23 protein-coding genes are annotated in these 25,994 nt (G+C 42.2%); 8 read left to right on the top strand and 15 right to left on the bottom strand.

The features are described from left to right. The first annotated feature begins 190 nt into the window (after nt 1-190). Nucleotides 191-517, top strand: coding sequence for a DUF485 domain-containing protein (locus tag ACQKIC_RS03705; RefSeq protein WP_427591719.1), 327 nt, complete (start codon nt 191-193; stop codon nt 515-517). 7 nt (nt 518-524) lie between these two features. After that, nucleotides 525-2,060 (top strand): solute symporter family protein, encoded by a 1,536-nt coding sequence (locus ACQKIC_RS03710; protein ID WP_427591674.1) that lies wholly within the window; start codon nt 525-527, stop codon nt 2,058-2,060. 66 nt (nt 2,061-2,126) lie between these two features. Here the strand turns inward: ACQKIC_RS03710 and ACQKIC_RS03715 are convergent, their stop codons facing one another. Next, nucleotides 2,127-2,579, bottom strand: coding sequence for a threonine/serine exporter family protein (locus ACQKIC_RS03715; RefSeq protein WP_402870056.1), 453 nt, complete (start codon nt 2,577-2,579; stop codon nt 2,127-2,129). An 18-nt stretch (nt 2,580-2,597) separates the two neighbouring features. Beyond that, nucleotides 2,598-3,353, bottom strand: coding sequence for a threonine/serine exporter family protein (locus tag ACQKIC_RS03720; RefSeq protein WP_403124219.1), 756 nt, complete (start codon nt 3,351-3,353; stop codon nt 2,598-2,600). A 620-nt stretch (nt 3,354-3,973) separates the two neighbouring features. Between ACQKIC_RS03720 and ACQKIC_RS03725 the strand changes: the two genes are divergently transcribed. Both ACQKIC_RS03725 and ACQKIC_RS03730 read left to right on the top strand, forming a co-directional pair. Next, entirely contained in the window at nt 3,974-5,242 is a 1,269-nt protein-coding gene (locus ACQKIC_RS03725) for a dicarboxylate/amino acid:cation symporter (RefSeq protein WP_402870052.1), read from the top strand. A gap of 141 nt (nt 5,243-5,383) precedes the next feature. Then, nucleotides 5,384-6,061: a lysoplasmalogenase gene (locus ACQKIC_RS03730; RefSeq protein WP_402870050.1), complete on the top strand. Its 678-nt coding sequence runs from the start codon at nt 5,384-5,386 to the stop codon at nt 6,059-6,061. Between the two features lie 74 nt (nt 6,062-6,135). Here the strand turns inward: ACQKIC_RS03730 and ACQKIC_RS03735 are convergent, their stop codons facing one another. The 3 genes from ACQKIC_RS03735 to ACQKIC_RS03745 form a co-directional block, all read right to left on the bottom strand. Next, complete coding sequence (locus tag ACQKIC_RS03735) at nt 6,136-7,344, bottom strand: class I SAM-dependent rRNA methyltransferase (RefSeq protein WP_402991156.1); 1,209 nt, start codon at nt 7,342-7,344, stop codon at nt 6,136-6,138. 102 nt (nt 7,345-7,446) lie between these two features. Further along, nucleotides 7,447-8,439, bottom strand: coding sequence for a PTS transporter subunit IIC (locus ACQKIC_RS03740; RefSeq protein WP_402871292.1), 993 nt, complete (start codon nt 8,437-8,439; stop codon nt 7,447-7,449). A 482-nt stretch (nt 8,440-8,921) separates the two neighbouring features. Next, nucleotides 8,922-9,824: a LysR family transcriptional regulator gene (locus ACQKIC_RS03745; protein ID WP_402870044.1), complete on the bottom strand. Its 903-nt coding sequence runs from the start codon at nt 9,822-9,824 to the stop codon at nt 8,922-8,924. A gap of 163 nt (nt 9,825-9,987) precedes the next feature. On the opposite strand from ACQKIC_RS03745, the gene gdhA reads away from it, so the two are divergent. Continuing rightward, nucleotides 9,988-11,370: an NADP-specific glutamate dehydrogenase gene (gdhA, locus tag ACQKIC_RS03750; protein ID WP_402870042.1), complete on the top strand. Its 1,383-nt coding sequence runs from the start codon at nt 9,988-9,990 to the stop codon at nt 11,368-11,370. A gap of 109 nt (nt 11,371-11,479) precedes the next feature. On the opposite strand, the gene rbsB is transcribed toward gdhA, so the two are convergent. The 6 genes from rbsB to ACQKIC_RS03780 are packed head-to-tail and all read right to left on the bottom strand — an operon-like array spanning nt 11,480 to nt 17,116. Further along, nucleotides 11,480-12,400, bottom strand: a complete 921-nt coding sequence (gene rbsB, locus ACQKIC_RS03755; protein ID WP_402870039.1) for a ribose ABC transporter substrate-binding protein RbsB — start codon at nt 12,398-12,400, stop codon at nt 11,480-11,482. A 16-nt stretch (nt 12,401-12,416) separates the two neighbouring features. Further along, nucleotides 12,417-13,361 carry an ABC transporter permease gene (locus tag ACQKIC_RS03760; protein WP_402870036.1) on the bottom strand — a complete coding sequence of 315 codons (945 nt, stop codon included), beginning with the start codon at nt 13,359-13,361 and terminating at the stop codon, nt 12,417-12,419. 1 nt (nt 13,362) lies between these two features. Next, nucleotides 13,363-14,844, bottom strand: coding sequence for a sugar ABC transporter ATP-binding protein (locus ACQKIC_RS03765; protein ID WP_402955036.1), 1,482 nt, complete (start codon nt 14,842-14,844; stop codon nt 13,363-13,365). 18 nt (nt 14,845-14,862) lie between these two features. After that, entirely contained in the window at nt 14,863-15,255 is a 393-nt protein-coding gene (rbsD, locus tag ACQKIC_RS03770; RefSeq protein ID WP_402870030.1) for a D-ribose pyranase, read from the bottom strand. Then, a complete protein-coding gene (gene rbsK, locus ACQKIC_RS03775; protein WP_402870027.1) occupies nt 15,252-16,136 on the bottom strand; it encodes a ribokinase in 885 nt (294 codons plus the stop codon). The genes rbsD and rbsK overlap by 4 nt, the downstream gene beginning before the upstream one ends. Further along, a complete protein-coding gene (locus ACQKIC_RS03780; RefSeq protein WP_402991154.1) occupies nt 16,133-17,116 on the bottom strand; it encodes a LacI family DNA-binding transcriptional regulator in 984 nt (327 codons plus the stop codon). The genes rbsK and ACQKIC_RS03780 overlap by 4 nt, the downstream gene beginning before the upstream one ends. 297 nt (nt 17,117-17,413) lie before the next feature. On the opposite strand from ACQKIC_RS03780, the gene ACQKIC_RS03785 reads away from it, so the two are divergent. The 3 genes from ACQKIC_RS03785 to pepT all read left to right on the top strand — a co-directional run bounded on the left by ACQKIC_RS03785 (nt 17,414) and on the right by pepT (nt 20,760). Further along, the gene (locus ACQKIC_RS03785) at nt 17,414-17,599 is read left to right on the top strand and encodes a hypothetical protein (RefSeq protein WP_427591673.1); all 186 of its coding nucleotides are present in this window, start codon (nt 17,414-17,416) and stop codon (nt 17,597-17,599) included. A 299-nt stretch (nt 17,600-17,898) separates the two neighbouring features. After that, on the top strand, nt 17,899-19,356 hold the full coding sequence (locus ACQKIC_RS03790; RefSeq protein ID WP_402870020.1) for an alpha-amylase: 1,458 nt from the start codon (nt 17,899-17,901) through the stop codon (nt 19,354-19,356). A 168-nt stretch (nt 19,357-19,524) separates the two neighbouring features. After that, nucleotides 19,525-20,760, top strand: coding sequence for a peptidase T (gene pepT, locus ACQKIC_RS03795; protein ID WP_427591672.1), 1,236 nt, complete (start codon nt 19,525-19,527; stop codon nt 20,758-20,760). Between the two features lie 65 nt (nt 20,761-20,825). Here the strand turns inward: pepT and ACQKIC_RS03800 are convergent, their stop codons facing one another. The 4 genes from ACQKIC_RS03800 to ACQKIC_RS03815 form a co-directional block, all read right to left on the bottom strand. Then, on the bottom strand, nt 20,826-22,889 hold the full coding sequence (locus tag ACQKIC_RS03800) for a catalase (protein ID WP_402955050.1): 2,064 nt from the start codon (nt 22,887-22,889) through the stop codon (nt 20,826-20,828). A gap of 274 nt (nt 22,890-23,163) precedes the next feature. Next, entirely contained in the window at nt 23,164-23,772 is a 609-nt protein-coding gene (locus tag ACQKIC_RS03805) for a hypothetical protein (protein ID WP_402991141.1), read from the bottom strand. Next, nucleotides 23,769-24,410: a phosphate starvation-inducible protein PhoH gene (locus ACQKIC_RS03810; protein ID WP_402991138.1), complete on the bottom strand. Its 642-nt coding sequence runs from the start codon at nt 24,408-24,410 to the stop codon at nt 23,769-23,771. Before ACQKIC_RS03810 ends, ACQKIC_RS03805 begins: the two co-directional genes overlap by 4 nt. Before the next feature lie 434 nt (nt 24,411-24,844). Next, nucleotides 24,845-25,981 carry a TcaA second domain-containing protein gene (locus ACQKIC_RS03815; protein WP_427591671.1) on the bottom strand — a complete coding sequence of 379 codons (1,137 nt, stop codon included), beginning with the start codon at nt 25,979-25,981 and terminating at the stop codon, nt 24,845-24,847. Nucleotides 25,982-25,994: the final 13 nt, after the last annotated feature.

Here is a 25,994-nt window from a genome sequence, read left to right on the forward strand (position 1 = left end):
TATGTAACAAATGAACGAAGATTTCTTTTCTTCGCTTTACTAAATTCTATGTCGAACAAAAAAAGGGGATTTTTTTAAAATTAAATTTACAAAATATTCTAATAAATATATACTGAGAGTGTTATCGGGCTCCACTAGGTAAATTATATTGATTTATAAAGGGGGAACCACATTGCCATCAAATGAATCAATGGCTGAAGATCAAAAAGTAAGCGCTTCCAAAAATTACACCGAAATTGTCCAATCACCATCATTTCAAGATCTCCTTAGAAAAAAACGTAAGTTCATCGTTCCACTTTCCATCTTTTTCATGGTCTTTTATTTCTCCTTACCCATTCTCACTTCCTATTCTACAGTCCTGAATTCAAATGCTTTCGGCGCTATCAGTTGGGCCTGGATGCTTGCCTTCGCACAATTCATCATGACATGGACCCTATGTGTGCTTTACTCCAAAAAGGCTGCAACTTTCGACAAGCTTGTCGAACATATTATAAAAGAAGCGAAAGGAAGGGGGTGAAGAGGGCATGAATGTACTTGCTTTTGTCTTATTTCTTCTCATAGTCGGTCTAACCTTGGTCATAACCTTCTTTGCCTCACGCCGCACCAAAACGACAGCTGACTTCTATACGGCGGATAGCAGTCTAACCGGTTGGCAAAATGGCTGGGCAATAGCCGGGGACTATATGTCCGCCGCTTCATTTCTGGGAATTGCGGGGATGGTCGCACTCTCTGGATTCGATGGGTTCTTCTATAGCATCGGTTTTCTAGTCGCTTACCTCGTCGTACTCTATATTGTAGCCGAGCCCCTTCGTAATCTTGGGAAATACACTCTTGCCGACATGATTGCTGCACGCTTCAATGAAAAGAAGGTACGCGGCGTGGCTGCTTTAAATACGATTTCCATTTCTACCTTTTATATGATTGCCCAACTTGTCGGTGCAGGCGCCCTCATAAAATTATTACTTGGAATCGATTACTTATACTCCGTTATCATTGTTGGGGTTTTAATGACCGTATACGTCGTATTTGGTGGGATGACCGCAACTAGCTGGGTGCAAATCGTCAAAGCCGTTTTATTGATGGCCGGGACATTCATCATCTCCATTATCGTACTGGCAAAATTCGACTTCAGTGTGTTGGAGATGTTCCGGCAGATGAAAACAGCCACTCCTCTCGGAGGTGATTTCCTGAACCCAGGAAACAAGTTTAAGGATCCATTGGACACTTTATCACTCAATCTGGCCCTCGTGCTAGGAACGGCTGGACTTCCGCATATACTCATTCGATTCTTTACAGTGAAAGATGCCATCACTGCGCGAAAGTCCGTGGTCTATGCTACATGGATCATTGGAATTTTCTATATCATGACCATATTCCTTGGATTCGGGGCAGCAGCCTTCGTAGGATATGACAAAATCGTTGGAGCGAATTCTGCTGGCAATATGGCTGCTCCCTTGCTTGCTGAAGCCCTAGGCGGAGATTTCCTTTTCGCCTTTGTATCAGCCGTTGCTTTTGCTACCATCTTAGCGGTTGTGGCCGGTCTTGTTCTATCTGCCGCCTCCGCCTTTGCCCATGATTTTTATGGTCATATCATTCGTAAAGGTGAAGCCACTGATAAAGAACAAGTCGTAGCCGCTCGTTGGGCATCCATCGGTGTGTCCATCCTTTCCATCATCCTTGCTCTATTTGCCCAAAATATGAATGTTGCCTTCCTTGTATCCCTTGCCTTTGCCGTTGCCGCTAGCGCCAATCTTCCCATCATTCTCTTTACGGTATTCTGGAAACGCTTCAACACAGCCGGAGCAGTCACAGGCATGCTTGTCGGCCTAGTCAGCTCCCTGTTGCTCGTGTTCTTAAGCCCGAATGTCTGGTCTCCGGATGGGAATGCTATCTTTGTAGGGAATCCGCTCTTTCCTCTTGAAAATCCAGGAATCATCTCCATCCCGATTGGCTTTATCGCTGCAATCGTAGGAACCTTGTTGTCCAGTAAAAAAGCGGATGCCAAGAAATATGATGAAATATTAGTCAAGGCTAATACGGGGATGAAGGATTCAATTTAACCCAAATAGGAAAAGAGGGGGATCATTTTTCCCCTCTTTTCCTATTTGGTAACATTCCAGCTATTTCTATATCTTATTTAGCCTCTTTAATTTTCTTTTATTGTATTTATTCACTAATTGATTCATAACCTCAGCAAAAATCAAACCCATGGCAATCGCCCCTGCTAGCATAAATGCTTTTGCTGCCAGCTGGACGGCCATATTGAAATCATTTTCCACAAAATGCTTCATCGCATCATAGGATAGTCCCCCAGGTACGAGTGGGATAATCCCTGACACATTAAAGATTGTAATCGGTGTTTTATACCTCTTCGCAAAATATTGGCTGATAACTGCTACGAGGAATGCCGCTGCCAATGTAGCAGCAATGCTATTTATCTCATTTTCGACCAGATAATAATAGAGAAACCAACCTACCATTCCAACCGTACCACATTGAATCAACGATTTTTTTGGCACATTGAAAATGACTCCAAATGCAGCAGAGGCAATAAAACTTGTAATTAACTGTGCAATCATTTTTCTACCTCCCCAACATCATAGGAAAACAAAGGCAACCGCAATCCCAGTACCAATGGCCAAGGCGGTCAAACCTGCATCTGCTCCTTTGGACAGCCCTGAAACTAAATGCCCTGCAATTAAATCCCTTGCTGCATTCGTAATTAATAATCCCGGCACAAGTGGCATCACGGCTCCAATAATGATCTTATCCAACTGACTACCCAAACCTAATTGCACAAATAACATGGCGGCCATGCCCACAACTAACGAAGCGATAAACTCGGCAAAAAAACGGACCTCCAATAACCAATGCAAATACAGCAGGCAAGAAAACCCTAACCCTCCGGCGATACACGACCAGATAAAATCACTCCACTGTCCTTGGAACATAATTAAAAAACAACCACTTGATATGAAGGCTGCAAAAATCTGTACCCACACGGAATACCCCATGCCTTCCTTTTCTATTTCCTTCAGACGGGAATAAGCTTGCTGTGGCGTCATTTCCCGACTTGATATGCTACGGGAAATGCTGTTCACTAACGTCACCTTGTGTAAATCAGTGGACCTTTGGGAAACCCTGATTAGCTTAGAGGCGGGGTGTTCCCCATCCAAGGAGAAGATAATTCCTGTCGGCGTTGAAAAGCTATGCGATTCATCACAACCAAAAGCGGCCGCTATCCTAACCATCGTATCTTCCACCCTGGAGGTTTCCGCCCCGTTTTGGAGCATGATTTTCCCTGCAAGCAAACAAACATCTATAATTTCATTCGTCTGAAACTGACTTTCCATCGTATCCTCTCCATTACTTCCTATATAGGAAATGCTTGCTTTATAAGTAAAAACTAACCCTTCCAAATTCATTCCATGATAGCCTAATTTTCGAAAAAAGGATATAGCTAACCCTTCCTAAATAAGCCGATTATTCTAACAAATCTCTCCCTATTATTTATATTCCTCATTACGCTAATCGAAGGGTACCCCCTTTTCCACCTAGTAACCTCATCAAGCCTTCTACATCCTGCAAGGGCTGGTTCTTAAAGACTGGAATCCCACTACTTTCAACTGCCCCAACATCCACGGTACTTGGTAACAGGCATATCCACCTCGTTGGCCAATGGAACATATCTCCTTGCTATTTCAGTGTTTTATCGAATTCACCTTTTCTAATCCGTACATGGTCAACCAAATTGCCCCCTAGGCCTACATATTTTCACAAAGATTCTGATATTTATTGTTACATAACACATGAGAGATTTCTCAAATGCCAACTGCTAACTCACCGCACTATTTTTATCTGATTATTCTTTTAACTAAACTTCCTTTAATTAATTATTGTCAAACTACGCTCTAAAGCTGATAATTGAGCGTGTAATTATTGTTAGCCACATCCTGAAAGGAAGGAATATTTCATGAAAAGCTTCTTTAAAAACTATCGATCCTCACTAATATTGCTGACGGCAATTATTATTGGCGGTATAGCTGGTCTGATATTTGGAGAGAAGACCTCCATCATCCAGCCGCTGGGGGACTTATTTCTAAATTTAATGTTCACAATAATTGTGCCACTGGTATTTTTCAGTATCTCTTCGGCCATCGCCAATATGAATGGGATGAATCGTCTAGGGAAAATCATGGGCAGCATCGTCTTCGTTTTCTTAGCAACAGCTGCGCTGGCTGCCGTAATTGGCTTCGTTGGGACAACTATCATCAATCCATTGGAAGGCACAGATACCACTGCGATTAAAGAACTAATGGAAAATGGTGGTTCACAGGAGCCTGTTGAAGAGGTTTCATTACTTAGCCAGCTCGTTCAAACGGTTACGGTCTCCGACTTTCCCGAACTGTTCTCAAGAAGCAATATGCTACAGTTAATTGTCTTCTCTGTTTTAATTGGACTTTCCACCGCATTAGTCGGCGAAAAAGCCAAACCGATTACTGTGTTTTTATCAGCTGGTACGGCTGTGATGATGAAAGTCGTTAAAATTGTCATGTATTATGCACCGATTGGTCTAGGCGCTTACTTCGCTTCCATCATCGGTCAGCTTGGACCACAAATTTTAGAAGGCTATGCACGCACATTCGTTCTTTATCTCATTTTGACCGTGATCTATTATTTTGGGTTCTTCACTCTATATGCCTTTCTTGCTGGTGGCAAAGAGGGTATTAAATTGTTCTGGAAAAACGCATTCACGCCTTCCATTACAGCCATCGCTACCTGCTCGAGTGCGGCTTCGATTCCAGTCAACTTGGAATACGTCCGAAAAATGGGTGTACCAAAGGATATTGCCGAAACAATCATCCCACTTGGGGCCAACACACATAAAGATGGTTCTGTATTTGGTGGTGTCTTGAAGATTGTTTTCCTTTTCACCCTATTCGGCAAAGATATGACGAGTATTTCCAGCATTCTAAGCATCCTTGCCGTGGCCTTTTTAGTCGGTGCGGTCATGGGCGCCATTCCTGGAGGTGGCATGATTGGGGAAATGTTGATTCTAAGCGTGTTTGGCTTCCCTATCGAAGTCTTACCAATTATTGCTGTCATCTCTACCATTATCGATGCACCCGCTACACTTCTAAACTCAACAGGGAATACCGTGTGCGCTATGCTTGTCACACGGCTTGTCGAGGGTAAGAACTGGGTAAAACAGGCCTTTGTAAAAGAGGATCCTACTATATAAGCTTCGTATGAAATAGACTCCAAGAGATTTGGAGTCTATTTTTTTATTCCTTAATTGTCTTCTAACAAGTTTTCAGCAGAAAAGGATTTTCCCTTCCTTAAATCGAATTAAAGGAGAAAGAACGCGAGGAGGGGTAGAATATTGAATAAGTGGCTGCCTGCTGGAATTCTTATCATGGGCTTACTCTATATATTTTTCATACCTGAAGAACCGTTAGCTATAAAGATTCTATTCAAGATTATCCCCATGATATTGATCCTGTTTTATGCCTACACCAAAAATATGGATCGTATGACCCGCTATCAACAACTTGTATTACTTGGTCTATTCTTTTGCATGCTAGGTGACGGCTTATTAATCTGGTTTGTTATTGGCCTAACGGCTTTCTTGATTGGACACATCTTCTATATTGCCGCATTCTTGAACCAGTGGAATTTTTCATGGCTGCGCATGGCAAGCATTCTTCCCATTGGGGTCTATTCCACTTGGATTGGCCGGGAAATAGTTCTTTCTTTGACTGAGAAGGGGGAGAGCAGTTTGATCATTCCCGTCATTTGCTATATAACCGTGATTTCCATCATGGGCTGGACCGCATTCATGACTGGGAAGGCAGCCGCCATTATCGGTGGTTTGCTGTTTGTCATTTCAGACTCCATTTTATCCTGGAATAAATTCGTCGAAGATATTACCTTTGCCGGTCCCCTGATCATGCTTACCTACTATACAGCTCAATTCTTCATCGCTTCTAGCATTCGGCCAAAATATGCTTATCCTTCATTGATAAACAGAAAGTATGATGAACCGACTATATACGACTAATTTCATTCCTATTCGATACATAAAAAAGGTATGCACAGTCTTATTCCAGACCGTTGCATACCTACATAGGGATTTCATCCTTTGATTTTCTTGATAAATGCCACTTTTAAATAATTGCCCTCTTTGAAGTTCGAATTTGTTCTAAAATCGGTGGGGAGCGTGAACTCTTCCATCAATTCATATTTTCCATTCATTTCTCTAAATGCCGCGTCAATGAAGCTTTTGAATTTTTTCATATCAAAGGTGCTACAGTTCGTAGATGCAATAATCACTCCATTGTCCTCTGTAATGGCAATAGCATCTTTCAATAAGTTCGTATAGTCTTTACCAGCACTAAAGGTAAACTTCTTTGATTTGGCAAAACTCGGCGGATCCAGGATGACTATATCAAATTTCAGAGCTTTCTTCATCGCATACTTAAAGTAATTAAATACATCCATTACGACGATGTTCTGCGCTTCTGGATCAATTCCATTCACGTTAAATTGTTCAATCGTTTTAGGCAAACTGCGGTTAGCCAAGTCCACACTTGTCGTTTTAATGGCACCGCCTAAAGCTGCAAATACAGAGAAGGCACCGGTGTAAGAGAACATATTCAAGACAGTTTTCCCTTTTGCATACTTATCCCTGATGGTCCTTCTAACATCACGTTGATCGAGGAAAACGCCTACCATTGCTCCATCGTTCAGGTAAACCGCAAATTGAACACCATTTTCCTTGACGATAAGTGGAAATTCCGGCTGCACACCCATGACAAAGTCATCTTCCTCTACATATTGTCCCTTTGTATCAAAGCGTTTCTTCTGATAGATGGATTTGACATTGACCGTATTCTGCAAGGCTTTAATAATATAGTCTTTAAATGAATAGATTCCCTTGCTATACCAGTTGATGACATAGTTGCCCTCGTAGTGATCAATGATTATCCCACCAACTCCATCTCCCTCACCATTGAAGAAGCGGAATGCCGTCGTTTCGTTATCTTTGAAGAAAGGCTTTCGATAGTCATAAGCAGCCTGGATTTTTTGATTGAAAAACTCCTGGTCAATGTTTTCGCCCTCTTTGTGCGTCAACACCCATCCATAGCCTTTATTCTGTCTTCCATAATAGCCCTTGGCAAGAAAGCGATTGTTTTCGTCGACCAATCGCAACAAGCATCCTTCTTCCTGAAGGTCATTGAGGTTGCCAATCGCCTCCTTGGCAATCAGAGGATAGCCTTTTGCGATTTTACTTACGAATTTAGTTTTAACTTTTACATCTATTTCTTTTATCAAATATATCATCCTATCTTTGGTATTGCTTTCCTCCCCATTTTACCCTAATCCCCACATAAATAAAAACCAGCTTGGTTCCCTGACCAAGCTGGTTTCTAAAACTCTATCGATTCATGAGATTTTCAAGTGAAGGTCCCCGGCATGGGCTTTCCCCATCACTTTCAAGGCCCGGTGTAAAACGATGGTAATTAAGGCGGGCAGCACCATCCCTACTGCCACATAGATAAGAAACGTATACAACCCTTGACCCGTCAGTACGGCAATCGGAGCGATTAAGGAGCTTAGCCCCATTCCTCCAAGCTCATAAGACACTTGAAAATCAAAGACCATCGTGGCAATTGGAGCACAGACAATAGCTGCCACGAATGGCGGAATGACGTATAACGGATTCTTTATTAAGTTGGGAAATTGAACCTTTGGAGTCACGACCATCTGGGCTAGAAAACCGCCCATATCATTATCTTTATAAGACATGACAGTAAAGCCAACAAACTGAACAGTGCACCCAATTAACGCTGCCGCACTAGAAACGGGATCCAACTGGAGCGCAATTGCTAAAGCAGCGGAAGAAGCCGGTGTCATCAATAAAATGCTAAAGACTAACGCAATGACCATGGAACCAATTAAAGGAGAACCGGAAACAGCGGCGGTAATTTGACCGCTTAACCAAGTCAGTAACGGTGTCGTAACAAGCGCAAGTCCATAACCTGACACCCCTCCGACAAGGACAGCAGCCAACGGGATGGCCATGATATCCAACTTGGTTTTCCCTATCAAACGTTTACCGACATACGTGGCAATCAATGCAGCCAGAACAGCACTGATCGGCTGACCGGTGACAATCGTAAAAGCCCCCTCTGCCGTTCGGTTAATTGCAGCTCCACCGACCGCACTTGAAGCCATCGCACTAAAGATGACCAACGAATTACCCCCGAGTTGGTATGCTATTCCAGCTCCTAAAGCTGGTGCCAACAAGACCTTAGTAGCCCCGCCGATTGCAAGGAAGACTTCCCAGTCTAAATACCCTCCTATTGATTCAAACAATAAACCGATCCCTAATGTTACCAATACAGCATTAGCGATTCCCGTTGAAGCCTTATACATTCGTTCTGTGATGTATTCTTTTCTGCTCACTGGATTCCACTCCTATTTTTTAAATATTCTAATATTAAATATCAAATAAAAAACTGACTACGCTAAGCCTATATAAAAGGTAGAATATACCCCAAACTATCCATCGTAAGATAGAGGTTAGACAATTGATTTTCTCCTTCATTAATTGAGCTTGTTCGTATAGTAACACGAATATTCTGACAATGTAAACAGGATTTATATTCTAATAAAATAAAAACGCTTACAAAAAGGAATGATTTCTTCATTTAGCGCTAACCATTTCGCTTCCACTTATTATCTTCATGACTATTTGGCACAAGGTTTATGGTTAAATTATCCATATAATCAATCCCTTCACTCCTCCGATTTCTTAGTTATTTCACTATAATAGACGATTTTTTCTTTCCTAACAAAAAAGAGAACCACTTTACAGCGGATTCTCCTTTTTTAGGTTTATGTCCTTACCTTTCCTACTATTGAAAGCCTTCAAGGGTAGCAAAGGTTTCTCTAAGAAATTTATAAAATAACTTTTCCGTTGGCATTAATTCTCTTTCAGTAGGAATGATAACACCAACTGCACGTGTTACGGAAGGTTCCTCTAAAGGCAATCTCACCGTGAAGCGAGGCAGGCTATCAATCAAAGAAATTTCAGGTATCAGCGTGACGCCAAGCCCGGCTGCCACCAACCCTTTAATAGCATCGGTGTCTTTCCCTTCGAAGGCAACCTCCGGCTCAAAGCCGTTAAGCTTACACGCCTTCATGACCAGTTCCCGCAGAACATATCCCTTAGGGTAGACAATGAATGGGTTTCCCTGTAATTCATTTAACTTGATGGACTTCCTCTTTGCCAATGGATGATTTTCCGATAGAAGGGCAACTAGCTGTTCAATAAATAACGTTTCTCCATGAATTTTCTTTTCATTCGGTGGTAACGGACCTATCAAGGCCATATTGATATTTCCTTTTATTACAGAATCTATTAAGTAGCGATAGGATCCTTGTTTTAATGTGAATTTAGCTTGCGGGTATATTTCCCTGAAGTCAGAAATGACCTTTGGCAATATATAGGAAGCTAAACTACTCGGAAAACCGATCCGAATCGTTCCCTTTTCCGGATCCAAGCTTTCAGCCATCTCCCGTTTTGCCCGTTCAATCATGTCGACTGCCTTCTGCATATGTATGAGAAAGGTATTTCCTATGGGGGTCAGCTTGATTTTCCGTCCTTCACGGATAAATAACTGCACACCCAGTTCTTCTTCTAAATTATATATTTGACGACTAACCGCAGATTGGGCCACATGCAACGCCACGGCTGCTTCAGTCATATGTTCTCGTTTTGCCACTTCAATGAAGTACTCGATTTGTCTTAATTCCAATGTTGGTTCCTTCTTTCATATCAAAACAGCATGTAATTTATCTAATATTCAGATTGTTCTTTTAGAATTTAAATTATATCATGAAACTATCACATAAGAACCCATCGATAATACTACTTATAATTATTTTACTAAATAACAAAAAAAAGGGAGCTAAATGAAGATGATAACATCCCAAGAAATCCAGCAAGATGAATTGCAAGTTGCAAAAGAATACGTAAGCGACGTATATGCAAAAGTGAAAGAACGCAATCCCCACGAAAGTGAATTCCAACAAGCTGTAAAGGAAATCTTCCTTTCGTTGGTACCGGTATTTGCACAACATCCGGATTATATGAAAAACGGGATACTAGAGCGGATCGTTGAACCAGAGAGAATGATCACCTTCCGTGTCCCTTGGGTCGATGACCTAGGTAATGTACACGTGAATCGAGGTTTCCGCGTACAATTCAATAACGCAATCGGACCCTATAAAGGCGGCCTACGTTTCCATCCAACGGTAAATGCAAGCATCATCAAGTTTCTAGGATTTGAACAAATCTTTAAAAACTCTTTAACAGGTCAACCGATCGGCGGAGGTAAAGGTGGCGCCGACTTTGATCCAAAAGGAAAATCAGATGGTGAAATCATGCGTTTCTGCCAAAGCTTCATGTCAGAACTTGGATTACATATAGGACCAGACACCGACGTACCGGCTGGGGATATCGGAGTGGGAGCCAGAGAGATCGGGTATCTGTTCGGTCAGTATAAGAAAATGCAGGGAAGCTACCATGCCGGCGTTTTAACCGGTAAAGGCATTAGTTACGGAGGCAGTCTAGCACGTACAGAAGCAACCGGCTATGGAACGGTTTACTTCGTTGAAGAAATGCTAAAAGATAAAGGACTACAATTCAACGGCAGTACTGTTGTCATCTCGGGATCTGGTAATGTTTCCATCTATGCGATTGAAAAAGCAACACAATTAGGTGCCAGAGTAGTCGCTTGCAGTGATTCCAATGGATACATTTATGATAAAAACGGTCTAAACCTAGATACGATTAAGCGACTAAAAGAAGTAGAACGGAAACGCCTATGTGATTATGTTAGTGTTCATCCTGAAGCGGAATACACTGAAGGCAGTTACGGAATTTGGTCTATCCCATGCGACATCGCCCTTCCTTGTGCAACACAGAATGAAATTGATGAAGATGCAGCAAAACTGCTGATCAAAAACAATGTAAAAGCGGTCGGCGAAGGTGCTAACATGCCTTCTACCCTTGAAGCGATTGACGTATTCCTTAACAATGGTGTCCTCTTTGGTCCAGCTAAAGCTGCCAATGCAGGTGGCGTAGCTGTTTCAGCCCTTGAAATGGCACAAAATAGTGCCAGAATGCCTTGGACGTTTGAAGAAGTCGACGAAAAACTGCATGGCATCATGAAAAATATTTACAAAAATAGTATAGAAGCAGCTGAAGCATATGGTGTTCCAGGCAACTTAGTTGTCGGTGCCAACATTGCAGGATTCCTTAAAGTAGCAGACGCTATGATGACTCAGGGAATACTCTAAGAGCTAGTGAAGGAGGCGGTCCAAAGACCGCCTCCTCTTCATTGTAACATCCCACAACAAAGGAGAGTGCCGGACAAAATACCGGCACTCTCCTTTATTACATACACTTTTATTCCTTAGTCACTAGCTTCAATGGAACAGAAATCGTACTATCCACTTTTTCGCCTTTCAGGACTTTTTCAGCCGCATGAACTGCTTCTTCACCGATAAGGACCGGTTGTTGAGCAACGGTTGCTTGTAATTCACCGTTTTCAACCGCTTTTAGAGCATCCTCGTTTCCATCAAAACCAACGACAATGACGTCTTTTCCGGCCGCTTTGATTGCCTCTACTGCTCCTAATGCCATTTCATCATTATGAGCAAAGACCGCTTGGATGTCTTTTTTCCCTTGCAGGATGTTTTCCATAACGTTAAGCCCTTTTGTACGGTCAAATTCAGCCGTTTGGCTTGTCAGAACATCTAATTGCTCATCTGCGATGTTATGGAACCCTTTCCCCCGCTCACGCGTTGCAGATGCTCCAGAAACCCCTTCTAATTCCACAACTTTTGCCTGTTCTCCAAGTTGTTTAACAAGATATTCAGCCGCTGTCTCTCCGCCGGCTACATTATCTGAAGCAATGAACGTTTCAATGTCGCCTTCCTCGGAAGAACGGTCAATTGTTATGACGGGAATGCCCGCTTCATTAGCCGATTGAACCGCTGATGAAATCGCAGCCGAATCCGTAGGGTTGACGAGTAGTATATCGACGTTTTGAAGAATTAAATCTTCAATCCCGCTTATTTGTTTCGCTGTATCATCTTGTGCATCGACCACTGACACTTTCATGCCTTTTGCCTTCGCTTCTTTTTCAATCCCATCTTTCAACGCAACGAAGAAAGGATTATTTAATGTAGATATGCTGACTCCAACCTTCACGTCTTTCATGGACTCTTTTACTTCTTTTTTATTATCATTGAATCCCGATTCCATTGAACATGCTGCTAATACCACTAAAGACAGAACCATGAATAACGAAAGAACCTTTTTCATTTTGATACACCTCTACTTATGATTTTTTACGATCAAGTAAAACAGCAACCAATATAACTGCGCCCTTTACGACTTGCTGGTAGAAAGAGGACACACCAAGTAAATTCATTCCGTTGTTCAATGTACCGATAATCAAGACACCGACTAGCGTACCGAACATCCGGCCCTTTCCTCCTGATAGGCTTGTCCCGCCTAATACAACGGCAGCAATGGCATCCATTTCGTAGGATTGACCGGCAGTCGGCTGTGCTGAATTCAAACGAGATGTTAGAATGGCACCGGCAAGCGCTGCCATTGTGCCTGCAAGCCCATAAATAGCTACCTTGACCCGGTCCACTTTAATTCCAGAGATACGTGAAGCCTTCTCATTTCCACCTATTGCATACGTCTTACGTCCAAATGATGTTTTATGGAGCAAGAACCAGAGAATGATGAAAGCGATGATCATCACAACCGCTGGAACAGGAATTCCAAAGAAATATCCCCTACCAAACAATTGGAACATCAAAGAGTCACCAATACCCGTAATCGGCTTACCATCTGTATACACAAGCGTTAATCCACGGAAAATGGTCATCGTTGCCAATGTGACAATGAAAGGCGCCATTTTTCCTTTCGAGATAAGAATCCCATTAATCACACCCATTATGGTACCTAATAAAACGCCTACTAATATAGCTAAAATAGGGTCCAATCCTGAAACCATCATGCCAGCCATAAGTGCACTGGATAGTGCTAGAATGGAGCCGACCGACAGATCAATTCCGCCAGTCAAAATAATGAAGGTCATCCCAAACGCAATCAATGCATTAATGGAGGTTTGACGCAATAGATTCAAGATGTTACTCGGTTCCATGAATGATGGGTTTAAAACGGTTATTACGATAAATAAAAGAATCAAAGCAAGTAATGGACCAAATTTCTGCCAGATTCCAGTTTTCCCTGCAGCCTCAAGTTTCATCCTAGTTTCCTCCTGTTGCCAATGCCATAATTTTTTCTTGTGTTGCTTCCTTCTTCATCAATTCCCCGGCAATTTTACCTTCGTGTACAACAAGAACTCTGTCACTCATTCCCACAATTTCAGGAAGTTCTGACGAAACCATAATGATGGCGATGCCTCGTTCTGTTAATTCATTCATCAATTCATATATTTCACGTTTCGCTCCGACATCGATTCCCCTTGTCGGCTCATCCATGATCAACACTTTAGGAGAAGTTCCAATCCATTTGGCAATGACCACTTTTTGTTGATTTCCTCCAGATAAGTTGCCAATAATCGCTTCTGTAGACGATGTTTTCACGTGAAGACGCTTGACCATCATCTCCGCAAATTTTTTCTCATCAGCTGTCTTTACAATTCCGTTAGGGGCAAAGCTCTTTAGGTTTGGAAGGCCGATATTTTCGCGGATAGAAAAGTCCAGGATCAACCCTTCTTCTTTACGATTTTCCGTGATGAAGGCTAAACCATGCCGTACTGCATCTGTAGGTTTACGTATGGCTACCTTTTTACCCTCTATCTTTAACTCTCCACTACCTATTTGATCAATTCCGAAAATGGCACGCATGATTTCCGTTCTTCCTGCTCCCATTAACCCGGCTACACCCACAATTTCACCTTGACGGACAGCAAAATGAATATCTTCAAAGAGTCCTTTTTTAGTGAGTGCATTCACTTCAAGTACCACTTCTCCAGGGGATGCCTCACGATGAGGGAAACGGTCCTCTAGCTCACGACCGACCATCTTCTGGACCACTTCATCAAAATTGGTATCTATGATTCTTTTGGTATCCACTGTTTTACCGTCACGCATGACTGTGATCCGGTCACAAATGGCAAAAATCTCTTCCATCCGATGAGAAATATAAACAAGTGATACTCCTTTTTTTATTAGGCCTTTCATCACTTCAAACAACTTCTCAATTTCCCGATCGGTCAAGGCGGCGGTTGGTTCATCCATGATGATGACCTCAGCATCCGTCATCAGCGCTTTAGCAATCTCTATCATCTGCTGTTCGCCAACTGAGCAAAGACCGGCTTCTTTATCAAAAGGAAGCGAAATATTAAGCGTCTTAAAAATCTCATTGGCTTTAGCCTTCATTTGTTTGTTTTTCAACACACCGAAAGCATTGACCATTTCCTTACCGATGAATAGGTTTTCTAATACCGTCATTTCTGGCCAGATATTCAACTCTTGTCGGATAAAGGCCAATCCTGCTTTTTCCGCTTCCTTCGAGTCCTTGAAGGAAACCTCTTTGCCATTGATCATGATTGTTCCCTGGTCATGTTTATGAAGTCCGGTCAAAATATTCATCAAGGTTGACTTTCCGGCTCCGTTTTCCCCCATAAGTGCGTGGACTTCCCCTGCCTCTAAAGAAAACTGTACGCCCTCTAATACCTTGTTCTGGCCAAATGCCTTATAGATATTACTCATTTCAATTTGCATACTTTTCACCTCATTTCGTTAAAAGAATACGCCAGACTGCAAAATGCAATTGGAATACGGCGTCGTTTCTCCTGTACGGATGACTGCCTTTGCTTTACGCGTCAATACTTTGAATTCCTCGTGGGAAATATAATCAATCGATTCTCCGAATTCTTGTTTCATGAAAAGATGCTGTTCTGGATTTTTTTCTATGATTTCATTAGCCGCAATTACCTTTTCAATAACCATATCGTCGTGAACGGCACGAACGACATCTTGAAAAGAAGGTGTTCCCGGTGTTAATGCTACATCTATTTTGAGCACTCCCTCAGGAACTGGCAGGCCTGCATCTCCAATGACGATATAATCTGTATGTCCAAGATCGACTAGTACCTTGGCGATTGAACTATTGATGATTCCATGACGCTTCATGAATTAAAGCTCCCTTCGACTTCTTCCCTTGTCGGCATACCGCCCTGCGCGCCAAACTTCGTTACTGAAATAGAGGCTGCTCGGTTAGCAAAGAGCAAACACTCTTCGAAACCTTTCCCTTCTGCAACAGCCACAGCAAAGGCGGCATTAAACGTATCCCCGGCCCCTGTTGTATCGACTGCCTCGACCACGAAACTTGGAACCACTCTCTCTTGTTCCCCATCGAAATAGCGTACTCCGTCTTTCCCTTCTGTGATAAACAATTTATTAGGATATTCGGCCAAAACTTCACTCCGATCCCTTCCCTTGAAAAGAATGTCGAATTCGTGCTCATTCGGGGTGATGAAGGATGAGCGCTGAATAACAAGCTCACTAATCTCACGTGCAGGTGCAGGGTTCAACAGTAATTTTTTCTGGAGCTTTTCACATAATTCAGCAAGAAACTCCACAGTTTCCTCCGGTATTTCTTGTTGAACCAGGACGATATCGCTCCCTTCTATAATTTTCATTGCCTTTTTGACATAATCGGGGGTGATGGAATCATTAGCACCTTTAACAACTATAATGCTATTATCTCCCTCTGAAAGCGTTATATGGGCAGTTCCGGAAGCTTCACCTGCAACCGGTTCCACAAAATTGGTAAAAACGCCGTTATTTTTTAAATTTTCGAGGATAATTTCTCCGTAAAAATCATCTCCTACACAACCGACCATCGTTACTTCAGCACCCAAACGGGCTGCTGCAACGGCTTGATTGGCTCCTTTTCCACCTGGAACTGTTACAAAAGAATCCCCAAGGACCGTTTCGCCTGCGATTGGACGCTTAGGCGATGTAACGACTAAGTCCATCGAGGAACTTCCGACTACTGCTATTTTTATCATGACTCCGCCTTCTTTCTCGTAGTTAGTCTTTCAACAAATGTAACTGGAAGCTTTCTATGTGTCTCTTCTATTACTTCCTGATTGATTCTTTTAATCAATAACTCTGCTGCCTGTTTTCCCATCTCATAAGCTGGCTGCCGAATAGTCGACAGAGGCGGGTGTAATAATGCTGTGAAGGCAATATCATCGTACCCAATCAATTGGATGTCATCAGGGATGCGTTTTTCTCTTTTTAAGATCTCCTGTAAAATCGCTGCTGCCACTATATCATTACAAGCAATGACTCCATCTACATGTGGATATTTTTCAAATAATTCTTGCGCACAGACCTGACCACCTTGAATGGTAAGCGGCGAGTCCACAACATGGAACTTCACCTTTGCAAGCCTTAACTCTTCCATTGCCGCTACATACCGGTCATACACAGGTTTTATTTCAACAGGACCCCTGATTAAAACGATGTCCTTACTTCCTCTATCTATCAATATTCGGGCCGCCAGTTGGCCACCCGCCCTTTGGTCGGAATAAACCGCGGGCAGTCCCTCTACCGTCCGGTCCAGCAAGACGACGGGGATTTCCAGGTTGCTAAAACTTTCATTTCCTATCTCACTTGTAGAAGCAATCATTCCCACTACATTGTTTTGCAAAAAAGTATCTATATATTCCATTTCCTTACTTCTCTTCTCATCACTATTGCCAAAGATTAACCGATACCCATATTGTTGGAGATAATCTTCTACTCCCCTTGCCATCTCAGGAAAGAAGGGGTTCGTAATGTCAGGTAAAATAAGGCCTACCAATTTAGATTTACGTTTATAGAGGGATCTAGCCACCTCATTCGGCTTATAATTCAATTTTTCCACAGCTAACATGACGGCTTTTCTTGTATCTTCATGTGCGTACCCGCTGTCATTTATCACTCTAGAAACCGTCGCTACGGAAAATCCCGCTTCCTTCGCAACATCCCGAATAGTCGCCAATACATTCACCTCAATGTGTTATCTGTAACCGTTTCCACATTAGCTTATCATCATTTTATATGAACGGCAAGTCCTATTATCTTAGCAATTAGTAGGTATAAATAACTAAAAAGTGTAACACAATCTACCATCCTTTAAAATTTACACTGAGTAAAATGTGATTACCTTTCTAAATCCTGTCCTAGGATGCATATCGATGATCTTTTTCTTTCGCTGTTTTCAACAAACTCGTCGGTTTCTCACTCGATTGGGTGGGATATATGAATCATTTATGAACTGTGCGGTGCCGCTCCTAACATGGGAAATGATGAAAATGGTATGGCCATGCAGCCTCCTGGTATGAATCGAGATTTGGATTCACGTGGTGGAATTAACAGTAGCTATTCCAAGGAAACCATCATTCTATCATCTGCCCTCCTTTTATTACTATTCGGTGCGATAGCCTTTGCTCACTCCTTTAGACGCAGAGGAAGAAAGGGATAATCGTTTATAACTTCATCACAATCAGGTATCCCGAGTTTGGGATGCCTTTTTCCAAGTTGCAAACATACGACAATAGGGAGAAGCCCAATCTCTATAACTTCGCCTTATTTTTTTTCAAGCCGAAACGCTATATCCATTTTTATTACAAGGTAGTAAAATAATAGGAGGGTGAATTTTATTTTCATCTAAACATTTTCAGTTGTTTATTATTTTTCTATAAAGGGTAAAGATTTCCATTATCACTTTTCCGATCGTTCTATATGTATCTTGTCAAACGTGTCGGTGTCAGGGGGGAAAGAATGAAAAGAAATCATACGATGATGCAATTTTTCGAGTGGCATTTAGAAGCGGATGGAAAGCACTGGGAAAGATTGAAATACGCGGCCCTGAAATTGAAGGATACAGGAATTGACTGTATATGGCTTCCACCTGTTACAAAGGGCCAATCCCTAGAGGATAATGGGTATGGTATTTATGACGGGTACGATTTGGGTGAATTCGACCAAAAAGGAACCGTGCGTACAAAATACGGGACAAAGGAAGAATTGCATCAGGCGATTGCCGCCTGTCATAACTACGGGCTATGCGTATATATCGACCTGGTCATGAACCATAAAGCTGGGGCTGATGGCACTGAAAAGTTCGAAGTCATCGAAGTCAATCCAGAGAACAGGATGGAAGACATATCGGAACCATTTGAAATAGAGGGATGGACAACATTCGATTTTCCCGGACGTAATAATCAGTACTCCTCTTTTAAATGGGACCATACTCATTTTAATGGAACAGACTATGACGCCAAACATGACAAAATGGGCGTTTACCGGATAACAGGCGAAAATAAGCATTGGAGTAAGCATGTCATTAATGAATTTGGGAACTACGATTACCTGATGTTTGCCAACATTGACTACAGTCTTCCAGAAGTTCGGCAGGAGATGATCACCTGGGGAAAATGGATGGTCGACACATTGAAATGCGATGGTTTTCGTTTAGATGCTGTAAAGCACATTGATTATGAATTCATCAATGAATTTTTACAAGAACTCATCCCTTACACAAAGGAACATTTCTTTATGGTGGGTGAATTCTGGAAGGCAGACGTAAATGCCTGTCAAACTTTTTTAGACCAAACGAATCATGACCTCAACCTATTCGATGTTTCCTTGCATTATAAATTTCACGAAGCCTCAAAAGCAGGATCTGACTTCGATCTCTCAACCATCTTTGATCATACCCTCGTTCAAACTAATCCGGCACAAGCCGTCACTTTTGTCGATAATCATGACTCTCAGCCCCATGAATCACTTGAATCATGGGTTAAGGATTGGTTCAAACCCTCGGCATATGCCCTAATCCTGCTTAGACTTTGTGGTTACCCTTGTGTCTTTTATGGAGATTACTATGGAATTGGCGGTCCTTCCCCGGTTCCCGGTAAAAAAGACATTATCGACCGGCTCCTGCATGCAAGGTATGAAAAAGCCTATGGTGAGCAAAAGGATTATTTCGATGATCCCCATACAATCGGTTGGGTACGCCTAGGCGTAGAAGAGCTAGAAGGATCGGGATGTGCAGTCGTCGTCTCCAACAGCGATCAAAACAGTGAGAAAAGGATGTTTGTTGGCGAGCACCGCGCCGGTGAAATCTGGACCGACCTAACCTTCCATAGAGATGATCACATTACGATAGAGGAAGATGGGTATGCAACGTTTCCCGTTCATGGAAAAAGCGTATCCGTATGGGCACTCAATCAATAAGTGATTTGCCTCCTACAGCAAAAACAGTAAGGTTCATCATCATCCTACTGTTTTTGCTGTTGTTTCTCATGGAAAAAGAAACCCCCATTACACCATTTCAAGCATGCACGAAGATTTCTCCATCCACAGCAACCATGGTAAGATAAGGGAAAAGGAGTTGGATGAATCATGAAAGATAAAATCATTGAGAGGTTTACATCTTATGTGAAGGTGGATACACAATCAAACGAGGATGTTTCCAGTTGTCCTTCCACAGCTGGGCAACTGCATTTAGCCCAACAGTTGGTGGAGGAGTTACAAGCTATCGGAATGTCCGATGTCACCATTGATGAAAATGGTTATGTCATGGCAACTTTGCCTGCCAATTCAGAAAAGCAGGTTCCGACAATCGGCTTCCTGGCCCATGTGGATACGGCAACGGATTTCACAGGGAAAGATGTGAAACCTCAGATCACTGAAGCCTATGATGGTAGTGACCTCCTATTACATAGAACATTGAATGTCATTCTATCACCTGATGACTTTCCCTCCCTTCATGACTACAAAGGACACACATTAATCACGACGGATGGAACAACCCTTCTTGGGGCGGATAATAAAGCAGGCATCGCTGAGATCATGACGGCTATGGACTATTTACTTCAACATCCAGAAATCAAGCATGGAAAAATCCGCGTGGCCTTCACTCCCGATGAGGAAATTGGAAGAGGTCCCCATAAATTTGACGTGGAAGCCTTCAATGCCCAATTTGCTTACACAGTGGACGGTGGCCCGCTTGGTGAACTCGAATATGAAAGCTTTAATGCTGCGTCTGCCAAGATTACCATAAAGGGCACGAACATCCACCCGGGCACAGCCAAGGGAAAAATGGTCAACTCCGCTAAAATAGCCATGGAGCTACATAGCAAACTGCCTGTTAACGAAGCACCGGAATACACAGAAGGATATGAAGGCTTTTATCATCTTAGCTCATTCCATGGAGACGTAGAAGAAACTAAACTATCCTATATCATCCGGGATTTCGATAAGCAAAAATTTAATGATCGTAAAAACTTCATCAAGCAAATTGTCGCCGAGTTAAGTGATAAGTATGGACATGAACAAGTCAAACTGGAATTGACTGACCAATACTACAATATGAAAGAAAAAATAGAACCGGTCAAAGAAATCGTCGATATCGCATACGAAGCCATGGAAAGGCTCGGGATTGAACCAAAAATCTCTCCAATCCGTGGAGGGACAGATGGGTCTCAGCTCTCTTATATGGGACTGCCTACCCCTAATATCTTTACAGGCGGCGAAAACTTCCATGGAAAATATGAATTCATCTCCGTCGATAATATGGTGAAAGCAACAAATGTCATTATTGGAATTGCTTCAATCTTTGAGGAAAAGGCGGTTTAATCGCTTTAACCACACGCGAAAAGCCCAGACTCTATACAGTCTGGGCTTTTGCATGTGGAGTATTCTTATAGTGCACGTGACCAATGTCGATGTTGGGCAATCGCCTCAATGAAACTAGCAGTGGATTTACCCTCTGCATCTGCAGTAATCGTGACAACTCCTGTAATAGGATCACCTGCTGGTATTCCTGCCTGGATCAGAATATCGGCTGCTTCTGTCCCTGCCCCAATCGCTTTGAAATGGTTATAAGCTTCGTCAACAAAATAGATGGCATCTTTTACAGCTTTCAATTGCTCAATGCTTTTCTTGCCACCCGCCACATAAACGGCATCATATAAAACCGAGTCTGCAGTCAGGAAGCTTTGACTCACCTCTAGTTGTTGCCCTTCTTCACTCGTAATCATTCCGCGATTCGTACTGATGATTTCAGCCATGATTCCAGCTGTTTTAAATGCGTCCATGACTTGGTCCATTTCAGAGCCCTTAAATCCATCGGCAGCCAATACAGCCACTTTACGCGTTGCAGGCGTAATGATCTTATTTTGCTCCTGGCTTAAAGCCGGTGAAGCCAATTCTACTTCCGATTCATTTTTATTGGTAGGAGGGTTTACACCGACTCCTTCCGCAATTTTTTCAGCCAATTTCAAGTCCACATTGCTGAACATCTCAACAATTTGTTGTTGGAGATCTTTACTTTTCACTTTACCCACTTCAAAATGGAAAGCTTCGATTATATGTTCTTTTTCCACGTCCGTCATACTATTCCAGAATAGTTTCGCTTGGCTGTAATGATCTTTAAAGCTTTCACTACGCTGACGCACTTTTCGGCCATCTACCTTCTCTTGGTAGTGAGCATATCCACCTTCCGCTTCCGATGCAGGTTCGGGAGAGTTATTGGCTAGCCCATTTTTATGGTAGCTGACTTGTCCTTGGTTGATCGTCATGCGATGCATACCATCACGTTGATTATTGTTAACCGGTGCTACTGAGCGGTTAATCGGAATCTCATGGAAATTCGGTCCACCCAAACGTGAAAGCTGGGTATCTGTATACGAGAATAGTCGTCCTTGAAGCAACGGATCATTGGAGAAATCAATGCCCGGTACGACATGCCCAGGGTGAAAAGCGATTTGTTCCGTCTCGGCGAAGAAATTATCCGTATTTTGGTTCAATACCATTTTCCCGATAATTTTCACTGGAATCTGTTCTTCCGGCCATAGTTTCGTAGGATCTAGGATGTCGAAGTCGAAGTTGAATTCATCTTCCTCCTTAATCATTTGCACACCAAATTCGAACTCGGGGTAATTTCCTGCTTCAATCGCTTCCCACAAGTCTTGACGGTGGAAATCAGAATTTTTCCCGGCAATCTTCTGAGCCTCGTCCCATACAAGGGATTTCACACCAAGAACAGGCTTCCAATGGAACTTGACGAAATGGGAGACGCCTTCTGCATTCACAAAACGGAAAGTATGGACACCGAATCCTTCCATCATGCGAAAGCTTCTAGGAATGGCTCTATCCGACAAATGCCACATTACCATGTGGGCTGTTTCTTCATTGTTCGCAACAAAATCCCAAAATGTATCATGGGCGCTTGCAGCTTGAGGTATTTCATTATGGGGTTCTGGTTTAACAGCATGGATCAAATCGGGGAATTTAATCGCATCCTGTATGAAAAATACCGGGATATTATTCCCAACCAGGTCATAGTTCCCCTCTTCGGTGTAAAACTTCGTTGAAAATCCACGGACATCCCGGACGGAATCTGCTGAGCCGCGTGAACCCGCTACAGTCGAGTAACGTACGAATACTGGTGTCTTAACAGAAGGGTCTTGTAGAAATTTTGCCTTTGTAAATTCCTTCATTGACTCATACACCTGAAAATAACCATGTGCGCCTGATCCACGTGCATGTACAATTCGCTCAGGAATACGCTCATGGTCAAAATGAGTCATTTTTTCACGGAAATGAAAGTCCTCCATCAACGTCGGACCACGGTCACCCGCCTTCAAAGAATGCTCATCTTCGGAAACCCGCAAACCTTGATTGGTTGTCATCTTTTTCCCGTTATCATCCACTCTATATTGTTCCAACTGTTGGTTCTTGCTTTGTTCATTATCTTTTTTCATCCTTGTCTTTCCCTCCAGTACCTTGTCGATAAAAGTCGATGTATAGTCCATTTCATGATGTATGTATGCTAAATAAGTATCTTATTCTTTAATACCACCCTAATTTCATCGATAAACAGGAATCACAAAAGTTATAGGACAAGAGTTCTTTAAAAGCTTAAGACAAATGACGACCTAGAGATGTATCCGCTACTCCTTCCATGTTTTTTTATAAAAAAATGGCTACGGAGATGCTGTTCTCCATAGCCATTACTCATGATAATCTTTTTGCTTCTTACACTTCGCCTTCCGCAAGCCAAGGGAAAAATCCATCTAGGAATTTCTCGGTCGCAGGCATGAAGTATGAGCCGTAATGATAGTCGGGGTCAAGTGTCATGATTACCCAAGTACCTTTTGTACTAACCTTGTCGATGTATAGGACAGCTCCGCCATCTTCCGTTGAAACCAGGATATCTGTCCCTGCCGGAGGCCAATACACCCCGTGTTGGTGCCATGTCGCATCGGCAAGTGTAAGATAGCGACTGAATAAATCATGATCGGGACGTTGCAACACTAAACCACTTTTGGCATCCTTATCAAGCCACCACCAAAAGTTCGTTTCTCTGAATTCCCAATTATGGCCTGGTAGCCATTCATTTAACTGTGGTCCAAAGGAAACGATGATCCCTCCCTCATCAGCAAAATCCATAATTTTCTTCATGGATTTCATGAGTAGGCCCATATGCAACTGGGAAGGAAGAAGGATTACATCAAATTCATCTATAGACGTTTTTTCTAAATCGGGAAGATAAATAAGTTTCTCAATGTATTTTCTGTATTTCGGTTCGGTATATGTCCGATTATGTTGCGAACTGCCTCCATCGATGACTGCAATTTTTCTCATCCCATTTCACCTCTCTCCTGAAGCGTTGAATACTCATCCCGTACCCATTGTATGAGTTGTGGACCAATGCGCTTTTTCGTTCCACTCGCATTCATCGCACCAAATAGGTCACTACCTGCATGAACCAAAATAGTGCCCTTTGTACTATTCCTGTCAATATACGTGATAGGTTCTCCGCCAGGTAAGGTCAACAGAACTTCCGCTCCTTCGGGAATTGGATGGTGCCCCCTTGCGAAAAATCCCGAAACTCCTTTATTATAAGTCATATCATCTTCCTCTACCCCGTCAAAGATTGGATGGCGATGATCGATTGAAACCTCATAATCCTTGTAACTATGAATGGTTTTAGGGATGAAGGAAGAACCTCCAGGTAACCAGTCCAAAAACAAATTCCCACTGAAAACGACAATCTTCTTATCATCCAAAAACTCACGAATGACTTCTTTATGTCTAAATAAGAATTTCTGATCGATTAACCCTTGAACGACCAAGCATTTATAAGGTTTTAAGTCTATATTGGGCAGTTCATATGTATCAACAAAGGTAAAGTCATCCTGATATTGCGGGTCATTCACCCTTGCCTTTCCAAAGTAACTTCCTGTGTCAAGCATCAGAAAGTCCGTTCTATTCTTATTCACTTTTTTTCCTCCTTCGTGTTGCTCTAACTCTAACAATGCTGTTGTGAGACTTTGTGTGAATAGATCCTTAAGGGGTACAAGATTGGGATGTTCCCCTGTACTTTACTGGAAAACCCTATCCGCCAAAGAAGGGACTAAAAGGACTTCCCTATAAGCATGATACGGACTATACAGTAATCGTACTTTAAATTTATCATCGTTGATAATCATTATCAATGGAAGTATTTTTTCCTTTTATAAAAAACCTCCAATTATAAAGGTTTCATGTCGATTATTATATTCTAGAATCGATTTATTTATTTTTTGAATAATAAAATTTGTGACTTTAGCAAGAAAGGATCTTAATTCTATAAAGCCATTTCCTTTGGAACCAAAGAAAAAGGATTTCTCCCCATGGAAGAAACCCTTTTTCTTTATTCCCGCTTTGCACACTCTTACAAGCCCTTGCTACTGTCTTTGCGATTCCATTTGAGCAGTTTTGGATCTTTAATTTTCATTTCCTTTTTATTCTCCCAATCCTCTTCCGTTCCGTCAGCCTCATACTCCTTAATTTCTTCAATAATCCATTTCTTCTTATCGGCATTATAAATCATGGAAAAGTCACGCACCGCTTTATAAGAAAGGTCATCCATTTTCTTTTTGTTTTTGAGTTTCATTTTGCTGTTATAGGACACTACAGCTACCGCTTCCGCTCTCCACTGATTATCAAAGTAACTGATATCCAAATCATCCAGATTAATGACGGCCCCTAAATATTGTGAATGTACTTCATCGACATAATTTTTGACCTGTTCAAAGTTTTCCGCAACAATGGAGGTATCATCTTTAATGTCATCTGAAACATTGGTAAGCTTCTTGGTATCAAAACTGCTGGTTTCAAATACGGCCCAGTCATGATTGAAAACATCGACAGCGGACATGACCGATTTTTGTACATCTTTATCATTTCTAGCCAAGGAATCAGGATCCACTACAAGCGTGACTTCCTTAGATCCACCCCAGACATCTATCTTATCCTTTTTCATGAAAGTACCCAGTTTGTTCTTTACTGTAGTGACCGTGTTATACGTCCCAGGCAAAAATGGACCATACGTGCCCTTCTTACTCTCTTTTACGGATTCCTTCAAGTCATCTACAGAAAGGGATAGTTGATCTTCATCATTTTGTCCCGTCACTTTAATGAATCCGGTTTTGACTCTCATTTTGTATTCCTTGAAAATGCCCCATTTTTTCCCCGACTCCACCAAGCTGACTTGCTGGTTGGTTGCCGAAAAATCCTTATCTTCTACTTGTTCATCCAATCCGTCCTTGATGGCATCAAAACTCGAGTCATTTTTGTTTAAGTACGTAGCAAATGCCTTAATGGATGCATTATTTACCACCGTTCCCTTTTTATCAGGATCGAGTAACTCCTTAAGTTGGTCCGTATCTTTCTTTTCAACTGCTTCTGTAAAGGATGCCACTACTTTTTTGGGTTTATTGTTTTGTTGAACGAAAAGTATGGTGACCAAGACCACGGCAATTAAGGCAACAGCGGAGACCCCACTTATAATCCAAGCTTTTTTCGACATATCTCACTGCTCC

The organism is Peribacillus sp. NPDC046944 (genome assembly GCF_050272735.1).
Taxonomy (GTDB): domain Bacteria; phylum Bacillota; class Bacilli; order Bacillales; family DSM-1321; genus Peribacillus.